This window comes from Pedobacter sp. PLR (assembly GCF_026239675.1).
Classification (GTDB): domain Bacteria; phylum Bacteroidota; class Bacteroidia; order Sphingobacteriales; family Sphingobacteriaceae; genus Pedobacter.
The window spans coordinates 33,654-56,134 of record NZ_JAPIVQ010000004.1 but is presented as its reverse complement, the minus strand read 5'-3'; the positions used below and the strand labels follow the sequence as shown (position 1 = coordinate 56,134).

Sequence of the window (22,481 nt, the reverse complement as noted above, 5' to 3'; positions counted from 1 at the left end):
AAATGCCTGCTATTGCGGTTACAATAGCAGGCAGAAGTCCTTTTAAAGTGAAATTCTTTTCTTATTTGATGCTGGCAACCTGTGCTTTAACATAATCGACTAAACCGATAATGTCTTTACGTAAGGGCTGCACCACCAATACTTTTTGAAAATCCGCGATAGAGTTGTTGAATAAAGCGATTACCGCTGCTTTTTCCGGACCTTTCTTCATCTTATAAGATTTGTAGATGGCGTAATCTTTATAAGCCAATGCTCTATTTTGCAACAACTGTATATCTTCTTCCCCGTTTATCTCAATTGCTTTAGTAAAATCTTTAATTGAGGACAGATAAAAGTTGTCTCTCATTTGACTCAAGGACTCTTTTGGATCATTTGCAATGTTCAATCTGGCTTTACCTCTATAATAATAGGCAGAATAATCTGAAGGCTTCACCACAATCAAACGGCTATAAGTAGCGATTGAGTTTTCGAAGTCTCCACATTGAAAGTAAGAATATCCCAGCATTTTCAATACATTCGCATTGTTCGGACTCTTAGTATCCGCTTTCTCTAATTGTCCAACGGCACCCTTATAATCCCCCTTCATCATGGCTTGCATACCTAATTTATCGTAGCCGCTGTTTTGTGCGAGACCGACCTGAGCAGAAAAGACAAATAATAATAAGATGGTTTGCTTGAAATAGTTCATTAAGTTTTATTTAAAAATATTAAATATATTTAGATTTGATTCCCTCCCCCTAATTAAATTGATACAATTTTTAGGCCCGGGGAATTTAAAGGTATTTGAAGGCAACTATCATACCAGTTACAAATATCTCTCTTAAACGCTAAATAAATGAAAATATGATGAGCCGAAGAATTATTCTGATTTTTTTTCAAAAAAGGTCAGACAATTACGCATCTTGTTTTCTCTAACCCTACGTTATTCCTGACTTTTTAACAGGGAAAAGGAAGTAACATTCTTTTGGCACAGGAGTTGAAAATATAGATAATACAATATAATTAATAATTTCGTAGACGGCATACTGTCAGATTGTCGTTTTTATTTTAGAAAGACTTAATAAATGAGTAAACAAGATCATTTTGATTTTAGCAACGCACTACCCATTATAAATGAAGATACAGAGTTTTTCCCGTTGATGTCCCAACAAGACGAAGACGAGATGAACAATGAAGAAACCCCGGAAATACTGGCTATCCTTCCTTTAAGGAACACCGTACTTTTCCCCGGGGTTGTCATTCCAATTACTGTAGGCAGGGACAAATCTATCAAGCTTATTAAAGAAGCTTACAAAGGTAACCGAATCATTGGGGTTGTTTCCCAGCGGGATGTTTCTATAGAGGATCCTACTTTTGAACAACTTAACAGTGTAGGAACGGTTGCGCAGATCATCAAGATGCTGCAAATGCCGGACGGAAATACTACGGTGATCATTCAGGGTAAACAACGTTTCCGCCTGATTGAAGAAGTTCAATCCGAGCCTTATATTAAAGTAACCATCAGCAAGTTCGAGGAATCGAAGCACAAAAGTGATAAGGAATTCAAAGCGATGGTGGCCTCTATTAAAGAGATGTCTTCGCAGATCATTCAATTGTCGCCGAACATTCCAAGTGAAGCCGGTATTGCTTTAAAAAACATTGAAAGTACTTCTTTTCTAATCAATTTCATCTCTTCAAATATGAACGCAGATGTCTCTGATAAACAGAAAATGCTGGAAATGGGCAACCTGCGTGAGCGTGCAATGATGGTGATGGAGCTATTGACACTGGAACTTCAGATGTTGGAGTTGAAAAACCAGATTCAATCTAAAGTACGCACCGACCTGGACAAACAGCAAAGGGATTATTTTCTGAATCAACAATTAAAGACCATACAGGAAGAACTGGGTGGCTCTTCATCTGACCTTGAATACGAGGCTTTACAGCTACGTGCAAAGAAGAAAAAATGGGATCAGCCAATAAAAGAACATTTTAATAAGGAGCTGGATAAACTGGGAAGAATGAATCCCGCAGCACCTGATTATTCTATACAGATCAATTACCTGGAGCTCTTGTTAGACCTGCCATGGAATGATTTCACCAAAGATAACTTTGACCTTAAACGTGCACAGCGTGTACTGGACAAAGATCACTTTGGCTTAGAAAAGGTAAAACAACGTATTATAGAGTATCTGGCGGTATTGAAGCTTAAACGCGACATGAAAGCCCCGATCATTTGTTTGGTAGGCCCTCCGGGAGTAGGAAAAACTTCCTTAGGAAAATCAATTGCGAAAGCATTGAACCGCAAATATGTGCGTATGGCCTTGGGAGGCATCAGAGATGAAGCTGAAATCCGTGGCCATAGAAAGACTTATATCGGTGCAATGCCAGGCAGAATTATTCAGTCGATTAAGAAAGCCGGTGCTGCAAATCCTGTATTTGTATTGGATGAGATTGATAAAGTAGGTTCTGATTTTAGAGGCGATCCTTCTTCAGCATTACTGGAAGTATTGGATCCTGAGCAAAACTCAGCATTCAACGACCATTACGTAGAAGCCGATTATGATCTTTCCAATGTGTTATTTATCGCTACTGCGAATTCATTGAGCAGTATTCAGCCTGCTTTACTGGATCGTATGGAGATCATTGAAGTAAATGGTTATACCATTGAAGAAAAGATTGAAATTGCGAAAAAATACTTGTTGCCTAAGCAAAAAGAGCAACATGGGATCAAAACCAAAGACATTGCGCTTAAGAATAATCTGATTGAAAAAGTAATTGAAGATTATACGAGAGAATCTGGTGTTCGTGGACTGGAGAAAAAGATAGGTTCATTGGTACGTGGTGTGGCGACTAAAATCGCGATGGAAGAAACGTATGAGCCAAACCTTTCTTTAGAAGATGTGGAGCGCATTTTAGGTGCCCCTATCTACGATAAGGATCTTTATGAAGGTAATGAAGTTGCCGGAGTTGTAACTGGTTTAGCATGGACTCAGGTTGGTGGAGATATTTTATTTATTGAGGCGAGTTTAAGCCCTGGTAAAGGAAAATTAACCTTAACCGGTAACCTGGGTGAGGTGATGAAAGAATCAGCAGTGATTGCATTAGCTTACTTACGTTCACATGCTGCTATTTTTGGAATTGATTATGCCTTATTCGATCAATGGGATATTCATGTACACGTACCGGCTGGTGCGACACCAAAAGATGGTCCATCTGCAGGTATTACCATGCTGACGGCCTTAACCTCTGCATTTACACAACGTAAAGTAAAATCGAACCTGGCCATGACCGGTGAGATCACGCTACGTGGAAAAGTATTGCCTGTTGGCGGAATCAAGGAAAAAATCCTTGCTGCGAAACGTGCCAATATCAAAGACATCATCCTGTGTAAATCAAATAGAAAGGACATTTTAGAAATCAAGGAAAGCTATATTAAAGACCTGAATTTCCATTATGTATCGGAGATGAAAGAAGTAATTGAGCTGGCGTTAATGAAAGAAAAGGTAAAAGATGCGCAGGATCTGAGTGTTAAAATTAAGCCAATTGGAAACTAGGCTGTTTTTGCTTAATATTGCGCCACCAGACAAACCATAATGAAAAAAATAACATTAGCAATTACACTACTTTTATCCGCAATCAGTATCCCTCAGCTTTTCGCACAGGAAAGCAGTAATACCAGTAGCAGCACTGCTCCTGCGGTTTCGAGAGCACAAAACATATTTATTGAACTGGGCGGTCAGGGTTTAACTTTTACAGCGAACTATGACTCCAGATTCTTCAATAAAAGAGATGGTCTGGGAGGCCGCGCGGGTATTGGTTACTTCTCTGTAGATGGCGATAAGGTAACTACGGTTCCTTTATCTTTAAACTACCTGCTTGGAAAAAACGGCAAGTACTTTGAACTTGGATTGGGTGCTACTTATATCTCTACAAGTGGGAATTCGGAAGTACTTTTCAATAAAAACGAAAGCAATGTAATCGGTACTATGAGCTTTTTCTACCGGGTACAACCGGAAGATAGCGGTTTCTCTTTCAGAATCGGTTTAAGTCCGGTTTTCAGCAGAGACTTCTTCCTGCCTTATTACGGTGGTCTAAGTCTTGGTTATACTTTTTAGGATAAAAAATACGATATTCAACTCCGGCAAATTCGCCGGAGTTTTTTTTTAGAAAAATAATAATGAAAGCAATCTGTAAAGCAGTGCTCCCACTATCCCTGATCTACTTTTTAGCCATCAATCCGGTTTCGGCACAGAGCTTCAAAAATGAATTTGGTTTTAAGAGCGACAATGATTCTTACCTCATGCAAGGCTCTGACCGCTATTATACCAATGGCTTGTTTATTAATTTCCGCCATGCTTTAAATCAAACTGAGCTTCCGGAAAAGCTGGAAAAGAAAATTTTTGAGATTTCGGCAGGTCAGAAAATATACAACCCCTATTCTGGTTCCGCACCGGATCCGGCAAAACAAGACCGTCCATTTGCGGGCTACCTATACGCAGAAGGCGGCCTGAACTGGTTCTATAAAAATGAAAGCATTATAAAAACCAGCGTACAGGTTGGGGTAACCGGTCCGTCGTCCCTGGCGGAGAAAGGTCAGGACTTATTGCATAACACTGTTGGTTTCTATGAGCTGGGAGGCTGGGATTATCAGATTAAAGAAGAAATGCAGGTGAATCTCTCTGCTCAATATACCAGGTTGCTACACCGTTTTAAAGATCAGGCTGCTGATTTCTCTTTTGAGGGCTATGCCAATGTTGGAACTACTTTTAGTGGTGCAGGGGCGGGAATTTTATTCCGTGCAGGCCGTATTAACCAGCTGTTCAATTCTGCGGCAACCAATTCGGTTATCGGGAACCAACCAAAAACAAAGAATTTAGTAAAATCGGAGTTGTTCTTTTATGCAAAACCGCAGCTTAATTTTGTGGCTTATGATGCCACGATACAAGGCAGTATGTTTAACAACAACAGTCCGGTTACTTTTGGGGTTAAACCTGTTGTTTTTGCACAGCAGTTAGGATTCAATTACAGCAGTCAGCGGTTTACCTTTGATTTCGGGATGATTTTCAAGACCAAAGAGGTAAAAAGTACAGCCAGAGCGCATCAATATGGCAGTATCAGCATGTTTTACCGTTTCAACTAACCCTGAAGAGTTATTTAGTCCAGGGCAGGACGTTTCCGCAAGATTTTCTTTGTGGAAACGCTCTGTTTGTCCTGTAGCCTTTTCCTGATCACCGATTTTGGTGTCTTGGTAGGCTTTCTTTTCTTTTGAATGTACAGCGCAGATTTCAACAGGGCGATCAGTTTCAGAATAGTTCTTTCTTTATTCATCAGCTGACTTCTATCTTCCTGTGAAACGATGTGCAGGTTTCCTTCCTGATCCAGGCGATTGGCTAATCTTTCCATTAAGAGCGCTTGCTCTTCTTCCGTAAAAAAAACTGCGGAAGGAATGTGGAGAATCAGTTCGACTTTACTGGAAACCTTGTTTACATTTTGTCCTCCTTTACCTCCGCTTCGTGAGGTTTTAAAGGTGACTACTTTAAGGATATCTTCTTTATGGGGTAACATACCGGTAAAAGTAGCTAAAGAAAATCAGCCATTTTAAAAAAATTGGGCTAACAATTCCCTAAAATACTAACTTTGCCCTATATGAGGAAAAATCTGGTTGTAGCTATTGATGGCTACTCATCCTGTGGAAAAAGTACATTAGCGAAAGCATTGGCAAAGAAGCTAGGTTTCATTTATATTGATAGCGGAGCGATGTACCGTGCGGTAACGCTTTATTTTATCCGCAATCATGTCGATATTAATGACACTGAAGCGGTAAAAGACGCCTTACAACATATAGAACTAAACTTTCATTCCAGAGATTACCAATCGCACATTACGTTAAATGGCGAAGAAGTATCGGAAGAAATCAGGCAGATGCCGGTTTCAGAAGCGGTAAGTGCAGTATCGGCAAATAAATTTGTCCGTAAGGACATGGTGAAACAGCAGCAACGCATGGGCAAATCCAAAAACATTGTGATGGACGGCCGTGATATTGGCACTACTGTTTTCCCTGATGCCCAGGTAAAGTTCTTCATGACTGCCGATCCTAAGGTCAGAGCAGAACGCCGTTTCAAAGAAATGCAAAGCAAAGGTGATACTTCTACCAGCTTAGAAGACGTATTTGAAAACCTTGCACACAGGGATTATGCAGATACTACCCGTGTAGAAAGTCCGCTGACCCGTGCAGAAGATGCCGTGATCCTTGACAATACCGACATCACCGAACAGGAACAGCTCGATTTTGCACTGGAACAGGTAAGACTTCATTTCCCACATTAAGACAAATTCTTTTATAGGAGTCCGGCAAACCAATTTCAGGAATCAGTAAAAATGACCAGAATAACCTAATTATTGTAACCGGCAAAGGTAATTATCACCATATACAGAAGGGCTTTTAGCCCTTTTTTTTGTCAATAATCAGTTACAAAGCCCTCCTTAACTCAAACATTACAATTCCATGTTTTAACTCAAAAGGAAGATTAATACTTTTGTTTAACAAATTTGTCAAACTTAAAAGTATATGTCAACTCGCGACACTGGTACGGAACAATTAATAAAAGATACGGCCAAGCACCTGTTTTTTGCGGAGGGTAAATTACATGCCACCACGCAGGAAATTGCCGATGCTGCCGGAGTGAACCGTACACTCGTAAATTACTATTTCCGCTCCCGGGATATCCTGTTTGATCAGGTATTCATAGAAGCACAGGAAGGCTTTGTCTGCACGCTGGATGAAGTATTTGAATCCAAAATGCCTTTCAAAGAAAAGATCAGGAACCTGATCTCGGTATTCATCAAAGAAACGGCCCAATACCCCTACCGTCAATTGTTCATCATTACAGAAATGAACAGGCATGTAGATATCCATACCAAGAAGGCCAGACATAAAAAGGTAATGCTTTTTATGGAGGAAGTCCAGGAAGAAATGGACAAAGGCACGCTAAAGAAAATGGACCCAAGGCAATTTATGCTTAATTTATTTTCCTTAATGGCACATCCATTCCTTACTGCCCCACTTCACAAGGTGTTATTTGGCATGAATGATGAAGAGTACGCGACTTTGATGGAGGATCGTAAACAACTGATCTACGAAACCATTTTCCCTTAAGAATCAACATATATTTTTTCCATTTAAAAACACAAAAAAGAACAATACCCATAAAAATGAGATACACAATTCAATCACTATTATTGCTTCCGGCACTAATGATTATCAGTTCATGCGGAAATAGCGGATCAAAGCAAGGTGGCCCCGGGGCGGGCCCTGCACAGGTCAAAGAATACAAAGTTCTGGAGTTGCAGCCACGTAGTGCAACATTAAACACAGATTACCCTGCAAGTATCCAGGGCCAGCAAAATATAGAAATCAGACCAAGAGTAGATGGGTATGTAGAGAAGATTTTTGTAGATGAAGGTTCCGTAGTTAGAAAAGGGCAGCCATTGTTCAAAATCAATGCCCCACAATTTGAGCAGGAAGTACGTACGGCTACAGCGAGCATCAAAGCTGCAGAAGCTGACGTTAGTGCTGCAAATATGGCGGTAAACAAAGTAAAACCACTAGTAGAAAAAGACATCGTATCTAAATACGAGTTAGAATCTGCACAATATACTTACCAGGCAAAATTAGCCGCACTGGCTCAGGCAAAAGCAGCCTTATCTAATGCAAGAACCAATTTAGGTTATACTACCGTAACCAGTCCGGTTGACGGTGTAGTAGGTGCGATTCCTTTCCGTTTGGGAAGTTTGGTGAGCGGGACCAATACCGAGCCCCTGACTACTGTATCAAGTACAGGAAACGTATATGCTTATTTTGCATTTAATGAAAAACTGTTGCTTCACTTCTTTAAAGACGGCAGTGGTATGACGCTTGCTCAAAAGCTGGCTAAACTTCCTGAAGTTTCTTTAATCTTATCTGATGGTACTTTGTACGACCATAAAGGACGTATTCAAACCATCACCGGACAAATCAACACCACTACTGGTTCTGCCAACGTACGTGCAAGTTTCCCTAATCCTAAAGGTATGATCCGCAGCGGTAGCAGTGCTACAGTAAGGATTCCTGATGCGATTAAAGATGCTATTCTGGTTCCTCAGAGTGCAACTTTTGAATTACAGGACAAACGTTTTGCAGTTGTAGTAGATAAGGATGGTAAAACGAAAAGCACTGCCATCACCGTAATGAAAAATACTGCAGGTACTTACTTTGTGGTGGAAGAAGGCCTGAAAGCAGGTGATAAAATTGTATTAGAAGGTGTTGCCACTTTAAAAGACGACACTCAGATTAAAGTTTCCCCGGTAAGCGATGCAGTTGTTTACGCAGATTTAAAATAAGATCCATATATGTTTAAGATATTCATACAGCGCCCGGTGCTCTCTACAGTGATCTCTGTGATCATTGTGATCCTGGGACTATTAGGGCTGCTCGCGTTGCCCATTTCACAATACCCCGACATTGCCCCTCCTACCGTGCAGGTTTCTGCGTCATATACGGGTGCGAATGCCGATGTGGTACTTAAAAGCGTAATCATTCCACTTGAAGAGCAAATCAACGGGGTAGAGAACATGACTTACATGACCTCTACTGCAACCAATGATGGTTCTGCAAGTATTAACATTTTCTTTAAAGTAGGAACAGATCCCGATTTAGCTGCCGTAAACGTGCAGAACAGGGTATCCAGAGCCACCAGTTTATTACCTCAGGAGGTAACACAAGCGGGGGTTACAGTAACCAAGAGTCAGAGTAGTAATTTGTTGATTTTCTCACTTTACAGTGATAATCCGGCATACGACCAGACTTTCCTACAGAATTATGCAAAGATCAACCTTGTTCCCGCCATTCAAAGGGTAACTGGTGTAGGTAATGCAACGATTTTCGGATCTAAAGATTACTCGATGCGTATCTGGTTGAAGCCAGATGTAATGGCACAGTATAGTCTGATTCCTTCAGATATTTCAGCTGCATTAGCGGAACAGAATATTGAAGCGGCACCAGGTAAATTTGGAGAGAACGGCGACGAAGCTTTTCAATATGTTATCAAATACAAAGGAAGGTTAACTAAAGCGACTGAATTTGAAAACATCGTAGTTAAATCAGCAGGCAATGGCCAGTTGTTGCGACTAAAGGATGTGGCCAGAGTAGAACTGGGTTCTTTAAGTTATGCCTCTAACATTACCACTAACGGTAAACCTTCGGTAGGTATGGCGATTAGTCAGACTCCGGGTTCCAATGCAAGAGACGTAATCATTGAATCTAAAAAGATCATTGATCAAGCGGCTAAAGACTTCCCTAAAGGCGTAAACTATGTTTACCTGGTGGATGTGAATGAAAACCTTGATGCTTCCATTGAGAAGGTAATACATACCCTTATTGAAGCCTTTATCCTGGTATTTATCGTTGTATTTATCTTCTTACAGGATTTCCGTTCTACCTTAATTCCTGCGATAGCAGTACCGGTAGCGATTGTGGGTACCTTCTTCTTCTTAAACTTATTTGGTTTTACGATCAACTTACTAACCTTATTTGCACTCGTCCTCGCCATCGGTATTGTGGTGGATGATGCGATTGTAGTGGTGGAGGCCGTCCATGCCAAATTAGATCATGGTTATAAATCAGCCCGAAAAGCAACCATCGATGCGATGAGTGAAATTTCAGGAGCGATCATTTCGATTACCCTGGTTATGGCAGCGGTATTTATTCCGGTAACCTTTATTACAGGTTCTACAGGGGTATTCTACAAGCAATTCGGTATTACACTGGCCATATCGATTATCTTATCTGCAGTAAATGCCCTGACTTTAAGTCCGGCCCTTTGTGCTTTATTATTGAAACCACATACGGACGACCATAAGCATCAAAGCTTTGTACAACGTTTCTATACGGCTTTCAACGTATCATTTGACAATATCACCAGCAAATACAAAAAATCTATCCAGTTCCTTTCTGTAAAAAAATGGATTGTACTGGCTTCTATTGTATTGTTCAGTGGAGCCTTGGTTTTCATGATGAAAACTACACCTTCAGCTTTCGTTCCTTCGGAAGATCAGGGAACTATTTTTGCCAATATCAGCTTACCGCCATCGGCATCTCTGGAACGCTCCACGATCATCGCGAAGCAGGTAGATAGTCTGGCACACACCATTCCGGAAGTAAAAAACACCTTACGTATTGTGGGGCAAAACTTTACTGCTGGTCAGGGTAGTGCTTACAGTATGGTAATTCTGAAACTGAAAACCTGGAGCGATCGCGACCGTGGTATTGAGGAGATTATAGGTGAACTTTTCAAAAAAACAGCAGGTATCAGAGATGCGAGTATTTTCTTCATCTCCCCTCCTACGATCCAGGGATTTGGACAGAGTGGTGGATTTGAGTTCCAGGTACAGGATAAAGGCGGACATACCGTTCAGGAACTGTTCAAGGTAAACTCTGATTTCCTGGCCAGCCTGGCTAAACGTCCGGAAATTCAATATGCGACTACTTCATTTAACCCGAATTTCCCGCAATATATGCTGGATGTGAATCTGGAAAAATGTAAAGAAGCAGGAATTACGGTGAACTCTGTATTGAACACCTTACAAGGTTATTACGGTGGTTTGTATGCTTCCAACTTTAACCAGTTTGGTAAGCAATACCGTGTAATGATTCAGGCAGATGCCAATTACCGTAAAAATCCGGAAGGATTAAACAAAGTATTTGTTAGAAACAGCAAAGGAGAAATGGCGCCAATCACGGAATTCATCAACATGACCAGAGTATACGGTCCGGAGTCAATTTCGAGGTTCAACCTTTTCAGCTCTATTGCGGTTACAGGTGCGCCAAATGCGGGTTACAGTTCTGGTGATGCGATTAAAGCGATCCAGGAAGTTGCCGCAGAATCATTGCCTGCAGGTTATGGTTATGATTTCTCTGGTCTTACCCGTGAAGAATTAGCTTCTGGTAGTCAGACCGTGTTTATCTTTATCTTATGTCTGGTATTCGTTTACTTCCTGTTGAGTGCGCAATATGAAAGTTATATCCTTCCATTTGCAGTAATTCTATCCATCCCATTTGGTTTGGCAGGAGCTTACTTATTCTCGATCATCTTTAAATTAAACAGTAGTATTTACCTGCAAATCTCCCTCATCATGCTGATTGGCTTACTGGCCAAGAACGGTATTTTGATTGTAGAGTTTGCGCTGGAAAGAAGACGTCAGGGACTGGATATCGTACAATCGGCCATTCAAGGAGCGGTAGCACGTTTCAGACCTATTTTAATGACTTCTTTTGCCTTCATCTTTGGACTGGTTCCATTGATGTTCTCTACCGGTGCAGGTGCAGTAGGTAATAAATCTATTGGTACAGGTGCTGTAGGTGGTATGCTTATCGGAACGATCTTAGGGGTATTTGTGATTCCGGTATTGTTTATCATCTTCCAGACCTTACAGGAAAAAATCAGCGGTCCATTACATTTAAAGACTTACGACGATGATGACGAAGACGCCATTGATCCGACTAAAGCTAAGAAAGCACCGCAGCATTAATTCATTTATTAAAGAGAAACGATGATTTTATCCTATAAAAAACAAATGTTCACCCTTGCACTGGCGGCTACCGTTTTTGCTTCCTGCCGGGTAACTAAGCCTTACGAAAGTCCGGAGTTAAAAACGACGGGACTCTTTCGTGAGCAAACGTCAACAGACAGCACAACCATGGCGAATACGCCATGGCAAAGTGTTTTTGCTGATCCTCAATTGTCGGGATTGATCCAGGAAGGCCTGGATCAAAATCTGGACCTGAAAAATGCGGTTCAGAATATTGTACAGTCGAAAGCAACCTTACAACAAAGTAAAGCTGCATTTTTCCCCACGCTAACCGCTGATGTGAATGCATCAAGGAATAAGCAGTCGCAAGCTGGATTAAACTTTCCTCCGGGGATCAATATCAATACGCTGACGAATTCTTTCAAAGCGCAATTGAGCACCAGCTGGGAAGCCGATATCTGGGGTAAACTAAGCAGTACCAAAAGAGCAGCCTTAGCCGCTTACTTCCAGACCGATGCTGCAAAAAGAGCGATTCAAACGCAGCTGATTGCTGATATTGCCAATGGCTACTATACACTCCTTGCTTTAGACAGTCAGTTGGAAATTACCCAACAGACTTTAAAAAGCAGGATTGCTGGTGTAGAAACGATGAAGCATTTAAAAGAAGGTGCAGTAGTAAATGGTGCAGCAGTTGTACAAAGTGAAGCCAGCAGATATGCGACAGAAGTAACGATTCCTGATTTAAAAAGAACGATCAGAGAGACTGAAAATGCGTTAAACATCCTTTTGGCGAGAGCTCCGGGACCAATTAACCGTGGTAAACTACTGAATCAGAATCCGACCAACGACTTAAAAATCGGTGTTCCTACGCAATTGCTGGAAAACAGACCAGATGTACAAAGTGCTGAATTTGCTTTCAGAAGCGCATTCGAAAACACGAATCTGGCCCGTACTTATTTCTATCCTTCCTTCACCATTACGGCGACAGGTGGATTGTCAAGTCTGGACCTTAAAAACTTCTTCGACAAATCAGTATTTTACAATTTGTTAGGCGGATTAACACAACCAATCTTCAACAAAGGCTTAAACAAAGCCAGACTAGCCACTGCAAAATCCGTTCAGGAGCAAGCAGTAAACAGCTTCCAGAAAACATTACTGGTAGCAGGTCAGGAGGTATCGGATGCTTTATACACTTACCAGACTGCGGTTGAGAAAGAAGATGCACGTGCAAAACAGATTGCTGCTTTACAAAAATCAGTAGATTATACACAGGAATTGTTGAGATTCAGTTCTGCAACAAACTATACAGACGTACTGACTTCAGAGCAAAGCTTACTTGCTGCGCAATTGAGTGGTGTAAATGACAGATTGCAAAAACTACAATCTGTAGTAAACCTATACAGAGCATTAGGTGGTGGTTGGAAATAATCAGCCCTAAAGCCTGTTCTTATTAAAGAATAAGGTCAGCTCAATTAAAATGCCCCCAAAAATATGGGGGCATTTTTTTTTATTGATTAGGAAAATCCTTATTCGCAGCTCTAAAGCGATAAGTTCTTAAGGGTTTAATCGTCCTCTGCATGCAGGGTATTCTTATGATCTTCCGGTTTATAGCTGGCTTGTAATTCGGCCAGTTTCTTCTTACCATAAGCCAGTTTAGTGATCAATACAAACAATACGGGCACAATAAACAGTGCTAATAGAGTGGCCGACAACATCCCTGCAGCTACCGTCCAGCCAATAGTCTGACGGGAAACCGCACCTGCACCTGAAGATATAATCAAAGGAATTACCCCAAGGATAAAGGCCAGCGAAGTCATAATAATTGGTCGGAGCCTTAACCGGACCGCCTCAATTGTTGCTGCAATCAACTCCATCCCCCAGTCCACCCTTTCCTTCGCAAACTCTACAATCAGAATCGCATTCTTGGCGGATAAACCGATGAGCGTAATCAATCCCACCTGGGCATAAATGTTATTATCCAGTTTTGGCAGGAAGCTTAAAGCCAGAATCGCCCCAAATAAACCTAATGGTACTGAAAGCAAAATCGAAAAGGGAACAGACCAGCTTTCATATAAGGCTGCCAGTAACAGGAACACAAAAACAATGATCAGGGAGAAGATCATCGTCGTACTGTTTCCTGCTTCCGTTTCTTCCAGACTCAAGCCGGAGAAATCATAAGCATAATTGGCAGGTAAAGTTTGAGCGGCTACCTCCTGTAGCGCTTTCAGGGCATCACCGGAACTACTGCCAGGTTTTGCAGCCCCGCCAATCTCTATAGACCGGAAAAGGTTGTAGTGATTGATGATGGATGCATTTTCGATCACCTTATAAGAAACCAGGGAACTTAACGGAACGGAAACACCCTGTGCATTCATCACCCTAAGGTGCTTTAGGTTTTCAATATTTGCCCTGTAATTGGTATCTGCCTGACTCACCACGCGGAAGTTCCTTCCATATTTGGTAAAATCATTGATATAGCTACTACCCAGATAAGTCGAAATGGTACTGTAAACGGCCCCAATGGAAACCCCCATCTTTTTGGCCAGATCCCGATCCACATGTACCTTGTAGTTTGGTGTTCTTGAATTGAACAAGGTATAAGCCATGCCAATCTCCGGTCGCTGATTTGCTGCAGCGAGGAATTTACCCACATTGGCTTCGAACTCTTTAATGTCTCCACTTTGTTTCTCCTGAATCTGCAAGCTAAAACCACCACTGATTCCTAAGCCCGGAATTGCTGGTGGCGCAACCACCAGAATACTCCCGTCCTTATCACCGGCAAAGGCTTTGGTCAATCCTGCCATAATGGTGTTCACGTCCTTTTTACGGTCGCCCCAGTTCTTAAGCTGCACAAAGAAAGTACCTGCATTAGATTTAAAAGACCTGTTCAGGATGTTGATCCCACTGATGGAGGTGATATTGTCTACTTCAGGGTTATTTTTACGTACACTGTCTGTGATCCTTTTTATAAATGCGTCTGTACGTACCGAAGAGGAACCCTCAGGTAGAGTCGCACCGACTAAAAAGATTCCTGCATCTTCATTAGGAATAAAACCAGTTGGCTTTTTCATAAATAAACCACCCGTTCCAATATAAATACAGACCAGGATAATCATCACCAGTGGAATCGCCTTTAATGCTTTTTTAACCCCCATAGAATAGTTATGGGTCACTCCGGCAAACCATTTATTAAATTTAAAGAAGAACTTATTTAAGCCTTTCGAGTCCTTCGTTAAATTCATTGGTTTTAACAGGATAGAACACAATGCAGGAGTAAGAGAAAGTGCAATAAAAGCAGAAATCAATACCGAAACGGCAATGGTGATGGCAAATTGCTGGTAGAGCTGTCCAACCATTCCCGGAATAAATCCTACCGGAATAAATACCGCGGCCAAAATCAGGGCGATGGCAATTACCGGTGCCGTAATGTCGTTCATTGCTCTTCTTGTGGCATCAGGAGCCGATAAGCCATCGTGATCCATATAATGCTGCACAGCCTCTACTACCACAATTGCATCATCCACTACAATACCAATGGCAAGTACAAAGCCAAACATCGTCAATACGTTGATGGAGAAACCGAAGAAGGTGAAAAAGATAAAAGTACCAATGATAGAAACCGGGATCGCCAACACAGGTATAAGCGTGGCCCTCCAGCTTTGGAGGAAGAAAAACACCACCAGGGTAACCAACACGAGGGCTTCAATTAAAGTATCCACCACCCCGTCAATCGACATTTTCACCACAGTAACCGTTTCATAAGGAACCGTATAATCCAGATCTTTAGGGAATGATTTCTTGAGTTCCTCCAGGGCCTGTTGAATGCCATCAGCAGTTTGTACGGCATTGCCTCCGGGGGTTTGGTTAATCACCATCAAAGAAGCGACTTTTCCATTCACTTTAGAGTTGATAGAATAGCTAAACGCACCTAATTCTACTCTTGCTACATCTTTCAGAAAAACAACAGAACCATCCGGCCCGGTTTTAATTACAATATTTTTAAACTGGTCTACCGTATTCAGGTCGCCATCCAGGATCACTGAAAATTCGAATGTTTGCGCATTATGTTGTGGCGGGGCACCTACACTTCCTCCGGGAATTCTGGTATTTTGCTCCTGCACCGCTGCCGAAACATTTGCAGGTGTAAGGCCATAATTAGCCAGTTTATTGGCATCCAACCAAATCCTCATACTAAATGGCTGACCAAAAGCCTGCACATCTCCTACCCCCTGAACACGCAATAATGCATCTTTTACATACAGATTGACATAATTGGAGATAAATTTATCATCATAGGTTCCATTCGGGGAGTACAAACCGACCACCATCAAAATATCATTGTTCGCTTTTTTAGTGGTCACCCCCAAACGGGTAACGGCTTCGGGTAAGGAAGGTTCTGCGATACCTACCCTATTTTGCACATCTAATGCCGCGATATCAATATTTGTACCTACCTCAAAAGTGACGGTGATAGAAGAACGACCATCAGAGGTACTGTTGGAAGACAAATATTTCATCCCGGGGGTACCATTGATCTGACTTTCTATGGGAGTGGTCACTGTTTGCTCCACAGTTTGCGCATCAGCCCCGGTATAGGCTGCAGAAACAGTAACCGTTGGCGGCGCAATACTTGGATACTGACTGATGGGTAAAGTAGTGATGACAATAGTTCCAATCAGTACAATTAAGATGGAGATGACGATGGCCGTGACCGGGCGCCTGATAAATACTTCTGAGATCATAAGCTTGAAATTCTTTTAAAATTTTACCACGGCACCTGGCCTTACATTTTGTGCACCTTCGGAAACGATCAGTTCACCAGCCTTCAACCCATCTTTTACCACTACACTTTTATCAAATTGTTTACCCAGCTGGATGATACGTTGCTCCGCTTTATTACTATCGGCTACCACATATACATTAAAGGCCCCCAATTGCTCTATCACCGCTTTATACGGAATCACCAATTCGTTTTCTGTAGACTTATTCAATACTTTCATATTTACCGTCATCCCCGCAATCAGCCTTCCATCCTCATTGGGATAACCGATCCTAACCCTTATCGTTCCTGTTGCAGGATCTACGGCGCGGTCTATCGTAATAATCTTACCCTGGCGTTTATACAGACTGCCATCTTGCAGCTGTAGGGTAAAAAGAGAGTCTTTTACTGCCTGAGGGTTGTTCTTCATTTTGAGAAAATGCGGAATATCTCCCTGATTTACGGTGATGTCTACTGCAATCGGGTTACCGGTAGAAACCGTATTTAAAAGCGTAGAAGAGGGTGCTACCAGGGCCCCGGGTTTCACCTGTGAGATTCCGATGGTTCCGGTTAAAGGAGATACAATCACTGCATTTTGAAGGTCGTTATTTGCCGCAGAAAGCGTTGCTCTTGCCGCAGCTACCTGCGATTCTGCATTGGCGAGATCCGTTAAAGCGTAATCCACACGTTGCTTTGCAATCGCATCCTGAGCCGCCAGATTTTTATAGCGCTCCGCATCCTTTTTAGCCTTATCACGATTGGCCTGTGCGACCTGTACATTTGCTTTCGCAGAATTGTAAGCGGCCAGATATTTTGTACGGTCAATTTCGTAGAGTTTCTGCCCCTTCTTTACCTTTTGTCCGTCGCGCACATAAATAGCAGTAATAAAACCCCCTACCTGTGCGCGGATTTCCACCTCATCCAGGGCTACTACGATTCCGGGATAAGTATCCACTGTGGTGACTGGCTCCGAAGCTACCTTATAAACTGATACTGGTGTAGCCGGAGGCGGCCCTCCCTGCTGTTGCGCAGCTTTATCTCCATTACCGCAGGACGCTAAAAAAATGGACCCCAAAATAACAATGCCTGGTTTTAAGTGATTAATCGTCTTCATTTGAGTGCTTATTGGTTTACGGTAATTGTGCCTAATGCTTGTTGTACATCTAGTCTGGAAGCAAGAAGACTGTACAAAGAGTTTAAATAATTGAGTTGCGCGGTACGCAGGTCTGTTTCTGAAGTCATCAGATCCAGATAAGCCTTTATACCTTCGTCATATTGCAATTTGATGGTTTGATAAACCTGTCGGGAAATCTCCACGTTAGCGCCTGCTGTTTTCCAGTCGTTCAGATTGGCTTTATAAGTGGCCATCGCCTGCACATACTGACTCTTAATCTGGTTTTTAACATTAACCAGGTCGAGGTCTATCCGCTGCTCCTGCAATTGTGATTTTTTAAGCTCCTGAATTCTCTTGGTTCCCTGAAAAATTGGCAGGTTCAATTTTAAGCCAAATAGAGAACTCGGGTAATTTTTATTGTAGAGATCGCCGAAATTGTTATTGAGGTAATTGAAGTTATAATTGATGAATCCGGTGATGTTGGGTAGGAAAGACCATTTATTATAATTGGTATTTAAATGCTGCAATTCCCTTTGAGTTTGCAGTAAGCGATACTCAATTCTATTCTCATAAGTTTCTCTTTGATTCGTATCAATCAGGATTTCATTTTCCATCTTTACCTGATCAAAGTTCAGGCTAAAATCTCTGTCCCCGCCATAACCGATCAGTTCTTTAAGGTAGGCGTATTTGTATTTGATCGACTCCTCTGCCCGCTTTTTATCCGCTTTGGAATTGCTCAGACTGATCTGCGCCCGCTGATAATCGGTTTTGTCGACCAGGCCATTCTCATACTGTGCTTTCGCATCTTTGAGTTGTTTCTCTAATCGCGCGATATTTTCATTAATGATCTTTAACTGCTCTATACTGGTGAGCACATCAAAATAGGCCTTGCTTACGCTGACAACTGTATTAATCCTGGTGTTTTCTGTGTTTTGCTGATATTGTTGTCTGTAATATTTCGAGGCTTTAGAAGCCTGAATTAACCCGGCATCCAGAAACTTCTGATCCGCCTGTAAGGTAAATGCGGAGGTATGTCTCGTACCAAGTACCAGTTGCTGGCTCTCCCCGTTCATGGTGAGCACACTCACTTGCTGTTTGAGGTTATTGTTATAAGTGGCCGTACCGTTGATTTGAGGAAACCAGCCTGAAAGTGCCGATTTGATATCACGTTCTCCGATTTCTTCATCAATCAGTGATTGTTGCACCCCCGGTTGATTGAGGAGCGCATAGCCGATCAGGTCAGGAAGCGTAGCATTTTTCAGTTCTTTAGTGTTCCGTTCCGTTTGTCCAAAAGCAACTGAACACCAGATAACCGGTAGGATCAGGAGAAACGTTAAGATCGATTTTTGTAGTTTCATAAGGTAAGGAAATGAAGTATTTATAAAATCATCATAGTTTGTTATTCCTTTCTATAAAAATGAATACCCGATCACTTTGCTTACCCTTCCCTCTTACTGATATTCATTGTTTATTTGATATTGTTGATTAACCAGATGAAAGAAGATTCTTAATGGATATTATCGAAGTCTTTATCATACAATGCTGATTTTTTTGACGCTTATGATTTGACAACAACCTATGTATCAATATTGTTTCAGGATTATAGAAATTTAGAAAAGACCTTATTTACCTGAATTCAACCATTTTTTTCGAAAATCTAATGCCTGATAATCATTGTTTTTTTATGTAATATTGGCCATATGAATATTCTGATTGTAGAAGATGAAAAAAACCTGGCGCTGGAAATCGCAACCTTTCTGGGCAAAGAAGGTTATACGATAGAACATGCCTGGAAGAAATCCTCCGCAGCAGAAAAAATATTTGTGAACACCTACGATTTCATTCTGCTGGATCTTGGCCTTCCTGACGGCGATGGTTTTGAATTGCTACATCAGTTTAAACAGTTAAAAGACCGGGAAGATGCAGTGATTATTCTAACCGCCAGGGGCGATGTGGAAGACCGCGTTAAAGGACTGGAATCCGGAGCAGATGACTACCTGCCTAAACCTTTTTCCCTGACGGAGCTGCTGGCCAGAATGCATGCCATCATCAGAAGAAAACACAAACTGGAAATGAATGAGGTAAATATCCATCACTTTATTCTGGACATCAAAAATCATAAATTGAGTTTCGAAGGACAAAAGATCAGCCTGACGGGGAAAGAATTTGAGATCTTCAACTATCTGGTATTGAATAAGAACAGAGTAATTTCGAGAATCAATCTGACGGAGCATGTATGGGGTGACATTCTTGAAATCAATTCCGACTCGAACTTTGTAGACGTCCACGTTAAAAATTTAAGGAAAAAGCTTTCCGTCCATGCGCCTATTGACTGGTTTGAAACGGTCAGGAGTATTGGTTACCGGATCAACTCGACCCTATAAAGCCCCATAAAGATGAAGCTGCAACTCAAACTTGCGTTATACAATACGCTTACAAAGGTGGCGATCATCACCCTGATGGGAATTTTAATCCTGGTCTCGATCAACAGGATTTCAGTGAACCACATGCACCAGCGACTGATCCAGAAGAAAAACAAGCTGGTTACCAATCTCTCCAGTACGGCGATCAATGACCTGCTGACCCAACAAAAAACATTTACCGATTACAACTTACTAAAAGAGGAATACATCATTCTAAAAGAGGTAAAAAGCAACCACCAGCAGAAGTTAAAACAGCATTTTAGTCAGGAGACACGGGAAATTGAAGGCAGTCAGGAGGAATACCAGATTCTGAGCGCCGAGTTCAATTACCAGGGAAAAACATACCTGCTGGAACTAGGAGAAACCATGAACACCGTAGGCCAACTGGAACATACCATTTCTGTCTTCACCTTTTTTATCCTGCTCGCCGCTGTGGTACTTACCCTGGTCAGCGACCTTGCTTTCAGTAAATTCTTACTAGCTCCGTTTTACCAGATCATTGACCAGAAACTCAACAAGGTAAATGATCCGATTAGTTTCAATTATGAACCGGTAAAGACTACAACGGAAGATTTCCGGATATTAGACCAAAGTATCAGCACACTGATGAATAAGATCACCGATCTTTTCCTGACCGAGAAAGAATTCATCGCCAATGTTTCTCATGAACTCCTCACCCCGATTTCTATCTTAAACACCAGACTGGAAAACCTCTTGAATGATGAAAAGTTAAGTGTGGAAGGAGAAAATAAAATTTTCGCCTGTTTAAAAACACTGAACCGCCTGAAGTCCATTATCAATAGCCTGTTGCTCATTTCCAAAGTGGAAAACAATCAATATAAAAAACCTGATACGATTGTGCTGAAAGAAATGATTTCCGAAGTTTATGAAGAAATGGAACACCGGCTGGCCATGATGGATCTCACATTTACCATCAAGTTATCGCAGTCCTATGTTTTCAAAGGAAATCGCTCCTTGTTCCATACCTTGTTAATGAATATTGTAAATAATGCCATTAAATACAACCTTCCTTCCGGGAGTGTCACGATTTATGATACTTTTATTGGCGACAACTATGCGCTGGTTATCGCAGATACCGGTCAGGGAATGGAAGTAAATCAGGTTTCTCATGCCTTTCAGCGCTTTGAAAAATTCCAGTCGGAGAAGGAAGACAGTTATGGGTTAGGGCTTTCCATTGTAAAAAGTATTGCTGCTTTCCATGAGCTAGAACTCGAAATTGACTCTGAAACCGGTAAGGGAACCAGCGTAACCATTGTTTTTCAAAAAAAATAATAGTGCTGCATCAATCTTCATAAAATCTTCATGTTTGATCAGCAACTTTGATCTAACAAATCACATAAAACAATTAAAAACATGAAAAGAACAATTTTAGCGCTTGCATTAGTTGCAACAACTTTCGGCGCATTCGCACAAACTCCTGCTGCAACTACAAAACCAGCTCACAAAGGACATCATGCAAAAGCAGTAGCACATAAAGCTGAAGCTAATAAAACCGCAGCAGCACCAACTGCAAAAGCAGCTGTTAAACCTGTAGCAAAACAAAAATAAGTCTTAACCACCTCGTTAAGAACTATAGCCTAAGGGGATATTCAGTTATGGATATCCTCTTTTTTTTGTATTTTGGGATCAACCACACACAAATCTGAACCAAATTATGAAAAAAATCTTCCTTGTTCCTCTCGCTTGCGCTGCCCTTTTTTTGAGCTTTAACACGGTAAAAAAGCCGGTTTCAAACCCTGAGGAAAAGCAACCAGCTTCAAATCTGGCTGCGAAGAAACCCGTTTTAAACCCGGCGGCTAATAAAAACGGGTGGATCTCCCTGTTTAATCAAAAGAATATCGACGATTGGTTTGTAAAGATCGCGCACCATGAGGTTGGCGAGAACTACGGCAATACTTTCCGCGTGGAAGATGGCATGGTAAAAGTAAGATATGACCAGTATGGCGACTTTAACGACCAATTTGGCCATTTATACTATAAGGTTCCTTACTCCTATTATCACTTAGTAGTAGAATATCGTTTTGTAGGAGAGTTGCAGAAAGGTGCACCTGATTATACCTTAAGAAATAGTGGGGTGATGTTCCATTCTCAGGATCCAAGAACGATGCCTAAAGAGCAAGACTGGCCAATTTCTGTAGAAATGCAGTTTTTAGGGGGATTGGGTGATGGCAAACCAAGGCCTACGGGAAATATGTGTTCACCGGGAACTAATGTAGTTTATAAGGGGAAAATTGCTTCCTCCCACTGTCTCAATTCAACTTCAAAAACTTATCATGGCGACCAGTGGGTTCGTGCCGAGCTGATTGTATTAGGTGACTCGCTGATCACACACATCATCAATGGAGATACGGTGTTGCAATATTCTAAACCACAAATTGGCGGCGGTACAGCCAACAATTATGATCCAAAGATCAAAATCGACGGCAAATTATTGAGCAGCGGTTTTATCGCCTTACAAAGTGAAGGCCAACCGATTGACTTCCGCAAAGTAGAACTCAAAGATTTATCCCCATTAAAAGAAAAAACCAGGCGCAAATAGGCTTGGTTCTCCCTGAATTATTTGTTTCTACCTGCTATTGCGGGTGTCCGTTTTTACTTCTACCTTTGCCGCACCAAA

16 protein-coding genes and 1 pseudogene are annotated in these 22,481 nt (G+C 41.6%); 12 read left to right on the top strand and 5 right to left on the bottom strand.

Annotated features, from left to right (window positions below; all coding sequences use genetic code 11):
* Positions 1-61 precede the first annotated feature (61 nt).
* Entirely contained in the window at positions 62-688 is a 627-nt protein-coding gene (locus tag OQX61_RS10820) for a tetratricopeptide repeat protein (RefSeq protein WP_265841683.1), read from the bottom strand.
* Between the two features lie 376 nt (positions 689-1,064).
* Here OQX61_RS10820 and lon point away from each other — a divergent pair, with 376 nt between their 5' ends.
* From lon to OQX61_RS10805, 3 genes are all read left to right on the top strand, one after another.
* Positions 1,065-3,536, top strand: a complete 2,472-nt coding sequence (lon, locus tag OQX61_RS10815) for an endopeptidase La (protein WP_265841682.1) — start codon at positions 1,065-1,067, stop codon at positions 3,534-3,536.
* A gap of 39 nt (positions 3,537-3,575) precedes the next feature.
* On the top strand, positions 3,576-4,097 hold the full coding sequence (locus OQX61_RS10810) for a hypothetical protein (RefSeq protein WP_265841681.1): 522 nt from the start codon (positions 3,576-3,578) through the stop codon (positions 4,095-4,097).
* A 62-nt stretch (positions 4,098-4,159) separates the two neighbouring features.
* Positions 4,160-5,122, top strand: a complete 963-nt coding sequence (locus OQX61_RS10805) for a lipid A deacylase LpxR family protein (protein WP_265841680.1) — start codon at positions 4,160-4,162, stop codon at positions 5,120-5,122.
* Between the two features lie 14 nt (positions 5,123-5,136).
* Here OQX61_RS10805 and OQX61_RS10800 read toward each other — a convergent pair.
* Positions 5,137-5,505 (bottom strand): annotated as a pseudogene (locus tag OQX61_RS10800) (peptide chain release factor-like protein); the annotation flags it as partial.
* Positions 5,506-5,628: 123 nt separating this feature from the next.
* Between OQX61_RS10800 and cmk the strand changes: the two are divergent.
* The 5 genes from cmk to OQX61_RS10775 all read left to right on the top strand — a co-directional run bounded on the left by cmk (position 5,629) and on the right by OQX61_RS10775 (position 12,975).
* Complete coding sequence (cmk, locus tag OQX61_RS10795; RefSeq protein ID WP_265841679.1) at positions 5,629-6,309, top strand: (d)CMP kinase; 681 nt, start codon at positions 5,629-5,631, stop codon at positions 6,307-6,309.
* Positions 6,310-6,550: 241 nt separating this feature from the next.
* Positions 6,551-7,138, top strand: coding sequence for a TetR/AcrR family transcriptional regulator (locus OQX61_RS10790; protein ID WP_265841678.1), 588 nt, complete (start codon positions 6,551-6,553; stop codon positions 7,136-7,138).
* A gap of 56 nt (positions 7,139-7,194) precedes the next feature.
* Positions 7,195-8,361: an efflux RND transporter periplasmic adaptor subunit gene (locus tag OQX61_RS10785; RefSeq protein ID WP_265841677.1), complete on the top strand. Its 1,167-nt coding sequence runs from the start codon at positions 7,195-7,197 to the stop codon at positions 8,359-8,361.
* Between the two features lie 9 nt (positions 8,362-8,370).
* Entirely contained in the window at positions 8,371-11,547 is a 3,177-nt protein-coding gene (locus OQX61_RS10780) for an efflux RND transporter permease subunit (RefSeq protein WP_265841676.1), read from the top strand.
* Positions 11,548-11,568: 21 nt separating this feature from the next.
* Positions 11,569-12,975 carry an efflux transporter outer membrane subunit gene (locus tag OQX61_RS10775; RefSeq protein ID WP_265841675.1) on the top strand — a complete coding sequence of 469 codons (1,407 nt, stop codon included), beginning with the start codon at positions 11,569-11,571 and terminating at the stop codon, positions 12,973-12,975.
* A gap of 134 nt (positions 12,976-13,109) precedes the next feature.
* Here the strand turns inward: OQX61_RS10775 and OQX61_RS10770 are convergent, their stop codons facing one another.
* From OQX61_RS10770 to OQX61_RS10760, 3 genes are read right to left on the bottom strand one after another with little or no spacing between them, the layout of a single operon-like run.
* The gene (locus tag OQX61_RS10770) at positions 13,110-16,289 is read right to left on the bottom strand and encodes a multidrug efflux RND transporter permease subunit (protein WP_265841674.1); all 3,180 of its coding nucleotides are present in this window, start codon (positions 16,287-16,289) and stop codon (positions 13,110-13,112) included.
* A 15-nt stretch (positions 16,290-16,304) separates the two neighbouring features.
* The gene (locus OQX61_RS10765; protein WP_265841673.1) at positions 16,305-17,420 is read right to left on the bottom strand and encodes an efflux RND transporter periplasmic adaptor subunit; all 1,116 of its coding nucleotides are present in this window, start codon (positions 17,418-17,420) and stop codon (positions 16,305-16,307) included.
* A gap of 8 nt (positions 17,421-17,428) precedes the next feature.
* On the bottom strand, positions 17,429-18,778 hold the full coding sequence (locus OQX61_RS10760) for a TolC family protein (RefSeq protein ID WP_265841672.1): 1,350 nt from the start codon (positions 18,776-18,778) through the stop codon (positions 17,429-17,431).
* Positions 18,779-19,120: 342 nt separating this feature from the next.
* Here OQX61_RS10760 and OQX61_RS10755 point away from each other — a divergent pair, with 342 nt between their 5' ends.
* The 4 genes from OQX61_RS10755 (at position 19,121) to OQX61_RS10740 (ending at position 22,403) form a co-directional block, all read left to right on the top strand.
* Positions 19,121-19,804 (top strand): response regulator transcription factor, encoded by a 684-nt coding sequence (locus OQX61_RS10755; protein WP_265841671.1) that lies wholly within the window; start codon positions 19,121-19,123, stop codon positions 19,802-19,804.
* 12 nt (positions 19,805-19,816) lie between these two features.
* Entirely contained in the window at positions 19,817-21,136 is a 1,320-nt protein-coding gene (locus tag OQX61_RS10750; protein WP_265841670.1) for a HAMP domain-containing sensor histidine kinase, read from the top strand.
* An 81-nt stretch (positions 21,137-21,217) separates the two neighbouring features.
* A complete protein-coding gene (locus tag OQX61_RS10745) occupies positions 21,218-21,412 on the top strand; it encodes a hypothetical protein (protein ID WP_265841669.1) in 195 nt (64 codons plus the stop codon).
* A 106-nt stretch (positions 21,413-21,518) separates the two neighbouring features.
* Entirely contained in the window at positions 21,519-22,403 is an 885-nt protein-coding gene (locus OQX61_RS10740; protein WP_265841668.1) for a DUF1080 domain-containing protein, read from the top strand.
* Positions 22,404-22,481: the final 78 nt, after the last annotated feature.

What these genes read in the sequence shown, in the direction of transcription:
- OQX61_RS10820 (WP_265841683.1), bottom strand. Translation starts at nt 688, where the DNA reads ATGAACTATTTCAAGCAAACCATCTTATTATTATTTGTCTTTTCTGCT.
- lon (WP_265841682.1), top strand. Translation starts at nt 1,065, where the DNA reads ATGAGTAAACAAGATCATTTTGATTTTAGCAACGCACTACCCATTATA.
- OQX61_RS10810 (WP_265841681.1), top strand. Translation starts at nt 3,576, where the DNA reads ATGAAAAAAATAACATTAGCAATTACACTACTTTTATCCGCAATCAGT.
- OQX61_RS10805 (WP_265841680.1), top strand. Translation starts at nt 4,160, where the DNA reads ATGAAAGCAATCTGTAAAGCAGTGCTCCCACTATCCCTGATCTACTTT.
- cmk (WP_265841679.1), top strand. Translation starts at nt 5,629, where the DNA reads ATGAGGAAAAATCTGGTTGTAGCTATTGATGGCTACTCATCCTGTGGA.
- OQX61_RS10790 (WP_265841678.1), top strand. Translation starts at nt 6,551, where the DNA reads ATGTCAACTCGCGACACTGGTACGGAACAATTAATAAAAGATACGGCC.
- OQX61_RS10785 (WP_265841677.1), top strand. Translation starts at nt 7,195, where the DNA reads ATGAGATACACAATTCAATCACTATTATTGCTTCCGGCACTAATGATT.
- OQX61_RS10780 (WP_265841676.1), top strand. Translation starts at nt 8,371, where the DNA reads ATGTTTAAGATATTCATACAGCGCCCGGTGCTCTCTACAGTGATCTCT.
- OQX61_RS10775 (WP_265841675.1), top strand. Translation starts at nt 11,569, where the DNA reads ATGATTTTATCCTATAAAAAACAAATGTTCACCCTTGCACTGGCGGCT.
- OQX61_RS10770 (WP_265841674.1), bottom strand. Translation starts at nt 16,289, where the DNA reads ATGATCTCAGAAGTATTTATCAGGCGCCCGGTCACGGCCATCGTCATC.
- OQX61_RS10765 (WP_265841673.1), bottom strand. Translation starts at nt 17,420, where the DNA reads ATGAAGACGATTAATCACTTAAAACCAGGCATTGTTATTTTGGGGTCC.
- OQX61_RS10760 (WP_265841672.1), bottom strand. Translation starts at nt 18,778, where the DNA reads ATGAAACTACAAAAATCGATCTTAACGTTTCTCCTGATCCTACCGGTT.
- OQX61_RS10755 (WP_265841671.1), top strand. Translation starts at nt 19,121, where the DNA reads ATGAATATTCTGATTGTAGAAGATGAAAAAAACCTGGCGCTGGAAATC.
- OQX61_RS10750 (WP_265841670.1), top strand. Translation starts at nt 19,817, where the DNA reads ATGAAGCTGCAACTCAAACTTGCGTTATACAATACGCTTACAAAGGTG.
- OQX61_RS10745 (WP_265841669.1), top strand. Translation starts at nt 21,218, where the DNA reads ATGAAAAGAACAATTTTAGCGCTTGCATTAGTTGCAACAACTTTCGGC.
- OQX61_RS10740 (WP_265841668.1), top strand. Translation starts at nt 21,519, where the DNA reads ATGAAAAAAATCTTCCTTGTTCCTCTCGCTTGCGCTGCCCTTTTTTTG.